Origin of the sequence: Alteromonas sp. ALT199, assembly GCF_018619335.1 — a bacterium.
In the GTDB taxonomy this organism is placed as follows: domain Bacteria; phylum Pseudomonadota; class Gammaproteobacteria; order Enterobacterales; family Alteromonadaceae; genus Alteromonas.
In genome coordinates, this window is sequence record NZ_JAHHDX010000155.1 from 27,992 (window position 1) to 41,131 (window position 13,140).

At 43.9% G+C, this 13,140-nt stretch carries 10 protein-coding genes and 1 pseudogene; 2 read left to right on the forward strand and 9 right to left on the reverse strand.

The genetic code is table 11. The annotated features are described in order from the left end of the window. Window positions 1-41: 41 nt before the first annotated feature. From KL866_RS17665 to trmJ, 3 genes are all read right to left on the reverse strand, one after another. Window positions 42-2,054: a tetratricopeptide repeat protein gene (locus KL866_RS17665; protein WP_214996252.1), complete on the reverse strand. Its 2,013-nt coding sequence runs from the start codon at window positions 2,052-2,054 to the stop codon at window positions 42-44. An 85-nt stretch (window positions 2,055-2,139) separates the two neighbouring features. Next, window positions 2,140-2,964, reverse strand: coding sequence for a serine O-acetyltransferase (gene cysE, locus KL866_RS17670; RefSeq protein ID WP_214996255.1), 825 nt, complete (start codon window positions 2,962-2,964; stop codon window positions 2,140-2,142). A 5-nt stretch (window positions 2,965-2,969) separates the two neighbouring features. Further along, on the reverse strand, window positions 2,970-3,734 hold the full coding sequence (gene trmJ, locus KL866_RS17675; protein ID WP_025255926.1) for a tRNA (cytosine(32)/uridine(32)-2'-O)-methyltransferase TrmJ: 765 nt from the start codon (window positions 3,732-3,734) through the stop codon (window positions 2,970-2,972). Window positions 3,735-4,094: 360 nt separating this feature from the next. Between trmJ and suhB the strand changes: the two are divergent. Then, window positions 4,095-4,870 (forward strand): annotated as a pseudogene (gene suhB / locus KL866_RS17680) (inositol-1-monophosphatase). A 171-nt stretch (window positions 4,871-5,041) separates the two neighbouring features. Here the strand turns inward: suhB and KL866_RS17685 are convergent. Continuing rightward, window positions 5,042-6,355: an acyltransferase family protein gene (locus KL866_RS17685; RefSeq protein ID WP_214996257.1), complete on the reverse strand. Its 1,314-nt coding sequence runs from the start codon at window positions 6,353-6,355 to the stop codon at window positions 5,042-5,044. 106 nt (window positions 6,356-6,461) lie between these two features. Between KL866_RS17685 and KL866_RS20595 the strand changes: the two genes are divergently transcribed. Beyond that, on the forward strand, window positions 6,462-7,358 hold the full coding sequence (locus KL866_RS20595; RefSeq protein ID WP_311236161.1) for a LytTR family DNA-binding domain-containing protein: 897 nt from the start codon (window positions 6,462-6,464) through the stop codon (window positions 7,356-7,358). Between the two features lie 77 nt (window positions 7,359-7,435). On the opposite strand, the gene secF is transcribed toward KL866_RS20595, so the two are convergent. From secF to queA, 5 genes are all read right to left on the reverse strand, one after another. Next, window positions 7,436-8,377 carry a protein translocase subunit SecF gene (secF, locus tag KL866_RS17695; protein WP_025255930.1) on the reverse strand — a complete coding sequence of 314 codons (942 nt, stop codon included), beginning with the start codon at window positions 8,375-8,377 and terminating at the stop codon, window positions 7,436-7,438. 10 nt (window positions 8,378-8,387) lie between these two features. Beyond that, window positions 8,388-10,232: a protein translocase subunit SecD gene (gene secD / locus KL866_RS17700; protein ID WP_025255931.1), complete on the reverse strand. Its 1,845-nt coding sequence runs from the start codon at window positions 10,230-10,232 to the stop codon at window positions 8,388-8,390. 55 nt (window positions 10,233-10,287) lie between these two features. Next, window positions 10,288-10,623, reverse strand: coding sequence for a preprotein translocase subunit YajC (gene yajC, locus KL866_RS17705; RefSeq protein WP_025255932.1), 336 nt, complete (start codon window positions 10,621-10,623; stop codon window positions 10,288-10,290). A 24-nt stretch (window positions 10,624-10,647) separates the two neighbouring features. Beyond that, window positions 10,648-11,760: a tRNA guanosine(34) transglycosylase Tgt gene (gene tgt, locus KL866_RS17710; protein WP_014950189.1), complete on the reverse strand. Its 1,113-nt coding sequence runs from the start codon at window positions 11,758-11,760 to the stop codon at window positions 10,648-10,650. A gap of 172 nt (window positions 11,761-11,932) precedes the next feature. Continuing rightward, window positions 11,933-12,979 (reverse strand): tRNA preQ1(34) S-adenosylmethionine ribosyltransferase-isomerase QueA, encoded by a 1,047-nt coding sequence (queA, locus tag KL866_RS17715; RefSeq protein ID WP_214996259.1) that lies wholly within the window; start codon window positions 12,977-12,979, stop codon window positions 11,933-11,935. Window positions 12,980-13,140: the final 161 nt, after the last annotated feature.

The window sequence follows — 13,140 nt, forward strand, 5'->3', positions numbered from 1 at the left end:
GAGTTTCAAAATAAAAATTAGAGGTCTTCCAGCTTTACTAGTTAGCAGTGCTCAAGCAATTGCGCAGCACGGACTTTATCATTCTGATTTTGATGAAAATTATCCAAAACACTTCCCAATTTACATTGCGCTTTATAGTGGCCTAATTGAATAGCCCTATCAAACCAGTCTACAGCTAGTGAAATGTCTCTCTCAACCCCTTCGCCGTTGAGCAGCATCTCGGCATATAAATATGCTGAACCCGCATCATCGACGAATTCCGCAGCCTTTTTCGCGTACTGGAAAGCAGTCGATAAATCGATAGAAACTCCCTTGCCTTTACGATAAACGTTGGCTAATTCTCTAAATGCTGCACTTACCCCTTGCTTACTTGAAAGCTCAAAGTATTGCCTTCCTAACCCTTCATCTTGAGCAACACCATCACCATTTATATACATCATCCCCAATTTGAATTGAGCTATCGAGTCATTACTCGACTGATGTGCGCGCTCGAAAAAGCTCGCAGCTATCAATTTATCTTTAGCTACGCTAATACCATAATAATAGAGCTCACCAATTAACGAGTCGGCATTCCATCCTTGATATTCAGCCCAGTTTTCAGCTACTTCAAGGTTAGTTTTAAAAGGAGAATTGAGTAGATTATTATCTCTGACACAATCAAGTAGGTTTAAGTACGATTCTTCGTGCCTACGTTCAAACGCGACCAAGTACCAATTACACGCTTCTACTACATTATCAGCTTCGCTATAAACCTCAGCAAATTCAAACGCGAGTTGGGCAGACCCCTTTGATGCAACAAACCATTTGCGCTCCTCTTCTTTGAATTGCTCGGCTAAAGTCTCAAGCGCAAAATTTATCCCATCTTTCACAGATTCATAGAGGTAGTCTAATGCGAGACTTCGATTGTACAGGGGGAGATTCCTATCTAGATACAACTTGGCCAAGTCTAATTTAGACTGATCATATCCAAGCGATATAGACTTTTTAAAAAGAGTCTCCGCTTCATACGCATCTGCTTCTACACCACTACCTAAATGATACATCAATGCTAAATTACGATAAGCATATGAATTACCTTTATCTGCCGCTTGCCAATAGAGTTCAAGTGCTTTGTGGTAGTCAACTTCTTTGCCAATTCCTTCGCGATAAAAAGTAGCAAGGTTGTTGTAACCCCAAACTTCATCAGCTTCTATTGCTTTTTCGTAGTAATACTTAGCAGTTATAGGATCTTTGTTGCCAAACTTACCCACTTCGTACATAAAACCTAAGTTAGCGAAGGCATTTTCTCGCCCCAGCGCTGCGGCTTTTAAATAGACCTGTTTTGCTTTTTCAGCGTCGGCCTCTATGCCTTTCTCACCGAAGTCGTAAATAAGAGCTTGTACAAAGGTGGCCTCTGCGTTTTCAGTTTCAACGCCAAACTCACTCCAATACAATAGTTTATCTGGATCATTATGCTGTTCATAGCCCTCGTACAGTAGCCAAGAAATAGCTTGTGTGCACAGGACCTCTCCTGACAAAGCTGCACCTTCCATTAACTCAACAATACGTATTACATTTTCCGGCTTCCGCTTGGACATGATATTCCCGTAATGACAGATTGCTGGTTCATAACCTTGTTCGTAAGATGCTAAATAGTAATCGAGGGCTTGGTCCTCACTTTCATTTCGTCCATTACCAGTAAGAAATGCGTTTGCCATGTTAAAAGACGAATACATGTTCCCAGCAAAAGCAGCCTCCTCCCATAAAGACAGCGCAGTCGCTCTATCTTGATCAACACCCATTCCCCAGTTGTATAAACTTCCTAAGTTGTGAAGGGCCTGAATTGAGCCTAATGATGCTGCTTTTTCGTAAAGCTCTTTCGCTGCAATATAATCAATGTTTACCCCTTCACCTATCTCATAATTAAGTCCCTGTTGAAGAAAGTATTCAGCTTGCTCTTCCAAGCTTTGCACCTGACTATTTTCTTCTTTCACGGGGTTGTAAGTTTCACTAGTTGTGCATTCGTAGAATGTACATGGAATAAGAGGGAGGATTTTCAGAATACCAATCAACATACATGCACTTCCTTGTTCGTATTACACAAAAATTACCGGGGTGGACGTTTAATGATTAAATCACTATTAGACGTATTATTTTAAGTTAAATTGCTGGGTCGAACGAAGAATGAGCCTTTTCTCGCTCTTGGGTTTCGGTTAAGTCAAAGCCCGTATCTGCGAAATCTTCAGCGCTAATGTTGTGTAAGTTATCAGTACACACATCGCCACCCAATGACTGAATGACCTTGCACATTTCCTCAACTTTTGTATCCATCTGATGCATATGCTCAAGCATTATGCCCATAGCATTAGCCACTGGGTCAGGGTTATCTGGCGCGACTGCATAGGCATCAAAACCATATTTTTGGGCAATTTTATCTCGCTGAGGGTTGACCGACGCATTCATCTCTTTTTGCTTAGAAATAATAATACGCCCTGGAATGCCAACTGCTGTAGCGCCATCTGGAATATCTTTTACAACTACAGAATTAGACCCTACTTTGGCGTTTTCACCAATGGTAATCGGCCCTAATACTTTGGCACCGGCGCCAACCACGGCACCTTTTTTAAGGGTTGGATGGCGTTTTCCTGCTCTCCAGCTTGTTCCACCAAGGGTAACACCATGGTAAAGGGTGACATCGTCGCCAATTTCTGCGGTTTCACCGATGACTACGCCCATTCCGTGATCGATAAATACCCGCCGCCCCAACGTTGCCCCTGGATGAATTTCTATACCCGTAAGCCAACGACTAAAAGTTGATAAGGTGCGCGCCAACCATTTCCACCCTGCCTTCCACAACTTGTGGCTAATTCGATGTAGCCACACTGCATGAAGGCCAGGATAGTTGGTGAGTACTTCAAAGGTGTTCCTGGCCGCAGGGTCGCGATGAAAAACACCTTTGATATCGTCTTTAATACGGGCGAACATAGAGTTTACTCTTTTTCTTCTATCGCTGGTGCAGGGTCTGCGTCGCCTAAGTTAGCATTCTTCACCGATTTGTCGATAGACGCCAATATACCGCGCAAAATATTTAGCTCTTGAGATTCAGGACGTGCTCGGTTAAACAAGCGGCGTAGCTTAGTCATCACCACACCTGGGTGGCTTTTACGTATAAAAGACGTGCCTTCAAGCGTTGTTTCCAAATGGGTATAAAAACGCTCTAGATCGTCATTTAGCGGGTATTCTTCTTCAACGCTTGGATAGGTTTCACGATTTAAATACGCCATGCGAATCTCATAACACAGTGTTTGCACTGCTGCTGCTAGGTTAAGAGAGCTATATTCAGGGTTGGCTGGAATGCACATATGGAAGTGACATTGCTGTAATTCTTCGTTAGTTAACCCACTGTTCTCACGGCCGAATACTAAAGCTACCGGATATTTTTCTACTTCTTGAACAAGCTTCTCGCCGCAATCACGCGGCCCGAGCATAGGCCACGAGTGTGTACGCGAACGTGCCGACGTACCTACCACCAAACCACAGTCTTTCACCGCTTCTTCCAACGTGTTCACGATTTTCGCGTTAGCAAGGACATCACCAGCCCCTGCCGCCAACGCACTGGCTTGACCGTCGGGCTCGTTCACTGGATCAACAAGGTATAAGCTGCTCAGCCCCATGGTTTTCATAGCACGCGCTGTCGAGCCTATGTTTCCAGTGTGAGAAGTGTTAACTAAAATAATGCGAATATTCTCGAGCATGCCTGTGATACCTACGTACTTATATAAAAAGATGATATTCGCTAACGCGTATCACCCTACAAACTTCAATTGGGTCAAGTTTACCATAGTGGCAGTATAGAAGGCTATGCGCAGCTCTTTCTGCCGACCAAGCTATGTCGTGTTGTAAACGTATAATTCATCCATATTGCGGTAATAGCCTACTCATGACCTCACAATCAGCATTCAAAAAAGTACTCGTCATTATTAATAATTTAGCTAGTGGGAATTCATTTGCATCGTGCATAGATTCTGGTAGACTCCGCCCGTTTTCGTAAATAACTAGCTATTTTTTATACAGCTGGTTCGTTACATTGGTCTTTTACAATTGGTGGTTTATCTATGCATCCTATGCTGAATATTGCGGTGCGCGCTGCGCGTGCGGCTGGAACAGTTATTGTTCGTGGTTTTGAAAAACATAATGAAGTAGCAACAGAGTCAAAAGGCTTGAACGACTTCGTTACACAAGTTGACAAAGAAGCAGAACAAGCAATTATTTATAAAATTCAGCAATCATTCCCAGAACACTGCTTTTTAGGCGAAGAGTCTGGTGAAGTTCACGGCAAAGAAACCGACTATCAGTGGATTATTGATCCGCTAGATGGCACCACCAATTTCGTAAAAGGCATTCCTCACTTTGCCGTTTCAATTGCACTTCTTCACAAAGGTCGTCTAGACCAAGCGGTTGTTTTCGATCCAATTCGCAGCGAATTATTTACCGCGAGCCGCGGCCAAGGTGCACAGCTTAATGGTTATCGTATTCGCGCGTCTAAGCCTCGCGACCTTACCGAAACCATTATCGCTACTGGATTACCTTTTAAGAACAAAGCTGCATTTGGTGAGTACGCGCTAAGTTTAAACAAAATTTTCCACGAAGTGGGTGACATTCGCCGCGCAGGTAGCGCAGCGCTAGACCTTGCTTACGTTGCTGCAGGCCGTCACGACGGCTACTGGGAGCGTGGTATTAAGTCTTGGGATATCGCCGCGGGAGAGCTTATTGTTCGCGAAGCTGGTGGCTAGTAACAGATTTTAAAGGCAATAATGACCCGCTACATAAAGGCGAAATCGTTGCTGGTAGTGCAAAAGTAGTTCAAGGCCTAGTTAAGCACCTTAAGTAAGAAGCACCTAAAATAAACTGCTTTTAAGCACGTAAACTGCGCCAATAAACGAAGCACAGTTAAAAACGAAGGCGCTATGACATGAAGTGACATAGCGCCTTTTTTCTCTTTCTCACTCTTTGTTTTGTCACCTTGATGTAGAACCACTATACCTGCGATAACGCGCCGCGATTACGAACATTTTAAATCTCGCTGAGTGGGTAATGATCTATGAGGGCTGGTATTAAACCTAAGACCGAACAAAAACCTTAGTACTAAAAAACGCTTCGCGATTTCGTATGTCATTGCACACCCTATAACGGTTATTAGCGTTATCAAAATAAACTCTCCGATTGTAGATGAAACACGAGAGTTCAAGTAGAACGCCGCCACCACAATGATCGTTTGATGCACTATATAGTAAGGTAATACCCCTTTGTTCAAGTAGTTCACCACCCTACTCGGGCTAGACAGATGTTTTCGACCAAACCCCAATATTGCCGCTAGCCACGACCAATGATTAAGCACAACGATTACACCAACCAAAATACGAAACCCACGTGACGACTCCATTAACTGTCCTGTAGGACCAAGCATGTCGTGCCGGTCTAAAATTATGATGCTGTAAAGCAATATCGCTATGGTTAAGCTCACGTAACGGGAATTCATAATTGCAGCATACAATGCGGGTCTAAGCACAACCACTATTCCTACCAGCATCACAAAAAAGTACTTTGCGTGGCTATACCAATCGTTAAGCAAGTCGTGAGACGTGGGGTATGCCGCGCGAAGATTCAACCATATGACAGTCATGAACGTTACCACTATCACGCTAAACAGCGGCAAGCTATCGAGTGCTCTCAACTTTGTCACTTCCATAAATCTCATAAGCGGAAAAAGCAGCAAAATGATAGCGCTGTACACAAAAAGGTAAGGTAAAAACCAAAGGTGGTTCCACGTTAGTAAGCCTATTACTGATTGTTTCTCGGTAAACACGTCGGTATTTGGATTGATGTAGGCAATGTAGAACTCGATAAACGACATATTTAACTCCCCGTTTACCGTCCACTCTATATAAACTTGTGGTGCAACAATAACGAACATACCGAATACAAGTGGAATTAGTATTCTCAGTGCCCTCTTCCCCAACAGTAAAAGGGATACACGCAAGCGAGACGTCGGTTTGTCATATGCTTTGTGCAGAACAACAGTAAATACCATTGCAGATATTAAGAATAATAAAGACATGCGCCATTGATTGGTTAATATCATCACATCTTGTAACAGTGGAAACTGCACATCGCTTTTGATATGCCAACCCCACTCAAAAACGTAATACATTCCGATGTGGTACAAAATAAGTACACCAAATGCGATGACGCGCAGCGCGTCTAACTCGAAATAACGCTTCGTAAGTGGACTCTCAGCCGCGGCCTTCTCTTGAGTTTCAGTCTTTGAATTTCGTTTAATAAATGGTGCTTTTTGACCAACATATACTTGCGTCAATGTCTTTGCTCCTATTCAATAGTGCTTAACTAATGTATTGCATCTAATGTGATAGACGTTCGATAGCAAACGCCTAAGTGACGGAAAGTATGGGAAAAAGGGTTAAGTGGTGAATAGTTGGGATGAAAAATGGAGTCAGTTTCTTAGGAATACTGAACCAAAACATAAATACGCGGCATTTATTTTACTTACTGCCTACTTATTTATTAATAACTCGATCAATGCGGCGTCTAAATGGACTGAATTTACCCGAAGCGACAGTAACAATGTGGCACTTTGGGAACCGTATGTATGGGAATACTCCAGTGCTCTGAGTACGTCATTACTCGTAATACCCCTAATCATCGCGATACGCAAACTCGAGCAAAAAGAAAAGTTAGGAGTATCTTGGCTAGGGTGGCACTTCGCTTTTGCCAGTCTTTTTTCGGTAGCACACGTATCATTAATGGTAGCGTTTCGAAAGCTTGCCTATTTATTTTCAGAGCGCAATTATGACTTTGGGATATGGTTCAACGAATTCATCTACGAATATCGAAAGGACGTATGGGGCTATATTACTCTGGTTACTTTTTATTATATTGCACGGTTTGGATACCAACGTCTAATAGGTGAAGCCTCACTTATCACTAGCGATACAGTGCAAGATTCAAATGACAACGCTGTCGACTCATTGCCCGACTATCTGCTGGTGAAGAAACTCAACAAGGAGTTTTTGGTTCAAGTAACTGATATACAGAGAGTAGAAGCATCAGGAAACTATATTAACCTTCATACTCACTTGGGCGTTTACCCCTTGCGTTATACCCTTAGCCGGTTCTGTGAAGAAGGGGCACATCAAGGCTTTATGCGAGTACATCGGTCCCACGCTGTACGAATACCAGCCATTGTGTCTATAAGTTATGAAGAAACAGGAGATGGGTCGATATTACTTAACAATGGGCAAACTGTGACACTTTCAAGGCGGTATAAAGATAGCCTAAAGCAGGTATTAGCTCCTAATTAGCAATCAATTTCACCGTTCATAAGTCATAAAAAAACCGCATCGAGATGCGGTTTTTTGTGCGTATCAGGCGGATAAAACTAAGGCATAGGATCTAAATCTGCGCCTTCTTTTTCCACTTGTGGTGGCATTAGGTCTTCTTTACTAATACCTAACGCAAGTGCCACTGAGCTCGCGATATACACCGATGAGTAAGTACCTACCACCACACCGAATAGCAACGCCGTTGCAAACCCGTGAATAAGCGCACCACCCTTGTAGAATAACGCAACTAAAACCAACACCGTGGTTAATGAGGTGATGATAGTACGGTTTAGGGTCTGCGTGAGTGAGATATTGATAATTTCAATAGGCTCACCTTTACGAATTTTGCGGAAGTTCTCACGAATACGGTCGCACACAACAATGGTATCGTTAAGTGAATAACCAATTACCGCAAGTACCGCTGCAAGTACTGTTAGGTCGAACTCAATTTGAAGTACTGAGAACAAGCCTAGTGTAAGAATAACGTCGTGAGCTAGCGCAGCCACTGAGCCTAAAGCGAATCGCCATTCAAATCGCATTGCTACATATACTAGGATGCACAAGAGTGCCACTAGCATCGCAAGGCCGCCCTGCTCGGTAAGCTCTTCACCTACGTTAGGACCTACGAACTCGATACGACGCATATCAACCGCAGTACCGTCCGCGCGCAGCGCAGCTAGTACTTGCTCACCAATGGTTACTGCTTTTACACCGTCACGTGGCGCAATGCGGATAAGTACATCCTGGCTGCTACCAAAATTTTGTACAATGGCATCTTCGAAGTCTGATTTATTAAGCTGCGCACGAATAGCTTCTAAATTTGCTGCGTCTTCATAGCCTACTTCAATAAGTGTACCGCCCGTGAAGTCTAGCCCCCAGTTAAGGCTATTTACACCTAAAGAAACAAACGAGCCTAGAATCAGTATTGTCGACAGCACCATCGCTGGAATGCGAAGGCTCATGAAATTAACGGTTTCGGATAATTTTAATAACTGCATTTTACGCTCCTTAAATCGCCAATTTCTCTACACGTTTACCACCCCATACTGCGTTAACGATAACGCGAGTAACCAAAATAGCGGTAAACATAGATGTTGCGATACCAATCATTAGCGTAATAGAGAAGCCTTTAATTGGGCCGGTACCCACTGCAAATAAAATCATACCTGCAATAAAAGTCGTAATGTTCGCATCCAATATGGTTGAGAACGCGCTGTCGTACCCTTGATGAATAGCTTGTTGCGGACTGCGTCCATCGCGAAGTTCTTCCCGGATACGCTCGAAAATAAGCACGTTTGCGTCTACCGCCATACCAACGGTAAGTACGATACCCGCCATGCCCGGAAGGGTTAATGTAGCACCAGGGATCATCGACATAATGCCTACAATCATGACTAAGTTAGTAACAAGTGCAATGTTTGCTACCACACCAAACGCTTTGTAGTAAATCAGCATGAATACAAGTACTGCAGCCAGACCGTATGTGATCGCTTGCATGCCGAGCTCAATGTTTTCTTTACCCAAGCTTGGCCCAACGGTACGTTCTTCAACAATTTGAATAGGCGCAATAAGTGCACCAGCGCGAAGTAGTAAGGCTAAATCACGTGCTTCTTTTGGTGAATCAAGACCAGTAATTTGGAACTTGCTACCAAGTTGTGCACGAATGGTGGCAACTGAGATAACTTGCTCATGCTTTTCAAACACAAGTTTACCGTCGTCATTTCGCTCTCCGGTAGATTTGTACTCGATAAAGACCGTAGCCATTGGCTTACCAATGTTGCCGCGGGTTGAGCGAGACATTTTGTTACCGCCTTCCGAATCTAGCGAGATATTTACATTTGGCAGACCATATTCGTCAACGCCGCTGTTCGCATCTATAATATGGCTACCTGTAAGCATAATACGCTTTTCGAGTAGCTGAGGAATGCCTTGCTGATCTTCAATCACCTGAGAGCCAGGAGGAACGCGACCGTTCAATGCATCACGGATGTCATTTTTCTGGTCAACCATGCGAAATTCAAGAGTGGCTGTGGCGTTTAGAATTTCTTTGGCACGAGCGGTATCCTGAATACCAGGAAGCTGAACAACAATTCGGTCTGCGCCTTGTTTTTGAACAAGAGGCTCAGCAACACCAAGCTGGTTAACACGATTACGAATAATAGTGATGTTTTGCTTAACCGCGTTGTCACGAATTTCTTGTAGCTTACTTTCAGCGAAAATAGCGCGAAGCGTTAAGTCGTCCACTTGGTTAAAGGTAAGGTCGCGACTCTGGTTGCGCAGGAAAAATTGCGCTTTATCTAGCGCATCTTCATCACGAAAAGTAATGTCGATATGATCATCAACCTGCTTTACACCACGATAACGTATACCTTCTTCACGTAGTGAGGTACGAAAACCACTCTCTGCGTCTTCGAGCGACTTGGTAATAACTTCCGTCATGTCCACTTCCATTAAGAAATGAACACCACCGCGAAGGTCAAGACCCAGTTTCATTGGCGCGCCACCTAAACCTTCTAGCCACTCTGGCGTGTCAGGGGCAAGGTTCATGGCAACGTAGTAATCATCGCCAAGCGCTTTTTCTAACGTTTCGCGAGTAACTAGCTGGGTGTCTGAGTCTGAAACGCGAACTAAAATTTGTTCACCTTCGAACTCAACACGCTTTGGAGAGATGTTTTTTTCACTTAGCGCGGCTTTTACTTGTTCAACAGTGGCGTTAGTTACCACGGCATCACGACCGGCTGAGATTTGTACGGCGTGATCTTCACCGTAAATGTTAGGAAGTGCGTAAAGTGCACACATTGCAACCACAATGAGTGCACTCAGTACTTTCCAAATAGAGTTTTTGTTTAGCACTGGATAATCCTTTCGTGCCAGTACCGGAAAGCGTCCCGGCCCCGGCGATTGCTACTTACAGTGACTTCATGGTGCCTTTAGGCAGCACAGCAGTTACTGAAGACTTCTGAACAACGATATTGTTTGAATCGTTAAGTGCAACTTCAATGAAGTCTTTTTCTTCTGACACTTTAGTGATTTTTCCAACCAAACCACCTTGTGTTAATACTTCATCGCCTTTGCCTAGCGAAGATACTAGGTTTTTATGCTCTTTTACGCGCTTAGCCTGTGGGCGGTAAAGCAAGAAGTAAAAAATTAAACCAAATACAGCTAGCATGATGATCATTTCCATACCGCCACCTTGCGGCGCACCAGCAGACTGTGCGTAAGCGTTCGAGATAAATAGGCTCATAAAATTCCCCAAATATTATCGTTGTTATAGTGCCGGAACCGGCAACCCTTTTTGTTCATAAAATTCTTGTACAAACTCATCAAGCGTACCTGCGTCAATCGCATCGCGAAGACCCTGCATAACACGCTGATAGTAACGAAGGTTATGGATGGTGTTTAAGCGCGCACCCAATATTTCGTTACACTTGTCCAAATGATGTAGATAAGAGCGAGAATAGTTTTTACAAGTGTAGCAATCACAATTCTCATCTAATGGTGAGGTGTCATTTCTGTGCTTCGCGTTGCGAATTTTGACAACGCCTTCTGTCACAAATAAATGACCGTTTCGCGCGTTACGCGTTGGCATAACACAGTCAAACATATCGATACCGCGGCGCACAGACTCAACCAAATCTTCTGGCTTACCTACGCCCATTAGGTAGCGAGGTTTGTCCTCTGGAATTTTTGGTGCAGTGTGGTCGATAATGCGGATCATGTCTTCTTTTGGCTCGCCTACTGAAAGGCCGCCGATAGCGTAGCCGTCAAAGCCAATAGCTTCTAAGCCAGCAAGTGAAACATCACGTAACCCTTCGTACATACCGCCTTGGATAATACCAAACAGTGCCGCAGGATTATCACCGTGGGCCTCTTTACTGCGCTTTGCCCAGCGCAGCGACATTTCCATTGAAACCCGCGCTTCTTGCTCAGTAGCAGGGTACGGCGTGCACTCGTCAAAAATCATTACGATGTCAGAACCCAAATCGCGCTGAACTTCCATCGACTTTTCAGGCGTAAGCAAAATCTTTTCGCCATTAATTGGAGAGCGGAACGTTACACCTTCTTCGGTAATTTTACGCAAGTCACCCAAACTAAATACTTGGAAACCGCCCGAATCAGTAAGAATTGGTTTGTCCCAATTCATAAAGTCGTGCAGATCGCCGTGCTGGCGAATAATACCAGTACCAGGGCGTAGCATTAGGTGAAAGGTATTTCCAAGACAGATGTGTGCACCGCTGTCTTTTAATTCTTCAGGGGTCATTCCCTTAACAGTACCGTAAGTACCAACTGGCATGAACGCTGGAGTTTCGACAACACCGCGTTCAAACACCAAACGACCGCGTCGTGCTCGGCCTTCGGTTTTTAACAACTCAAATTGCATGTGAAAGCATTCCCACTTTTATGCGCTTCTGCGCTGGGTATAAAAATAAATTGGCGGCGATTATACCAGTAATTCAGCTGAGATCATGCCCCGTATCTATGTTTATCTGTAACTAAACTAGAAAGGCCTGAAAAACACCGATTTAAGCGCTATTGAACGTAGACTTATGTGCTCAGGCGCGCTTAATAAACATAGAATCGCCGTAACTAAAGAATCGATACTCTTTTTCTATCGCTTCTTGATAGGCATTCATCACGTTGTTTTTACCGGCAAATGCACTAATTAACATCATTAGCGTAGACTCTGGAAGGTGAAAGTTAGTGAACATGGCGTCTACTACTTTGAATTCAAAGCCTGGGTATATAAAGATCTCTGTGTCTTCATTGAAGGCTGCAATAATTTCTTTACCACCACGTTCTGCACTTGCCTTTGCCGCCGACTCTAACGAGCGTACAGAGGTTGTGCCCACTGCGATAACACGCTTTCCATTAGCTTTTGTAGCTAACACAGCGTCAACGACTTCTTGGGGGACTTCTGCAAACTCTGCGTGCATTTTGTGCTCAAGAATATTGTCAACCCGCACGGGTTGGAAGGTACCTGCACCCACGTGCAGGGTTACAAAAGCCAAGTTCACACCCTTCTCTTTTAGGGCTTGTAAAATATCGTCGTCAAAATGAAGTCCTGCAGTTGGTGCTGCAACAGCGCCTGGCTTTTGATTGTAAACGGTTTGGTAGCGTTCTTTGTCTGAGTTTTCGTCCGGGCGGTCAATATAGGGAGGAAGCGGCATATGCCCATGTGCTTCCAGCAGTGATAGCACAGTTTCATCGTGATCAAATTGCAAAATAAATAGCGCATCGTCTCGACCCGTAACCGTCACATTTACTTTTCCTTCAAGAATAAGCTTAGTTCCCGGCTTAGGTGCCTTACTCGCGCGCACATGCGCCAACGCAGTATTGTCTGAGGTAATACGTTCAATCAGCACCTCTACTTGTCCGCCAGTTTCTTTTTTACCTAAAAGTCGTGCGGGAATAACTCGGGTATTATTAAAAACCAGCAAGTCACCTTCTTCTAAAAGTTCAACCATATCAGCGAACATACTGTGGCGAACGTCACCCGATTTACCGTCTAGCTGCAAGAGGCGACTGGCTGAACGATTTTCGGTGGGATATTTTGCAATTAGGCTTTGTGGAAGCGAAAAGCTGAATTCAGATAGTTTCATAGATAATAGATTCTTAATTTAAACGCAATTTATGTTGCTTTCTTTATGGTTTAACACAATATTAAGAGGAGGTAATTATACTAAAGTTGCGAAATTTCACAGAAACCGATGTCGACCAAAGTCTTAGAAATCCTACCTCTCAGGCTATAAGTATAGATATT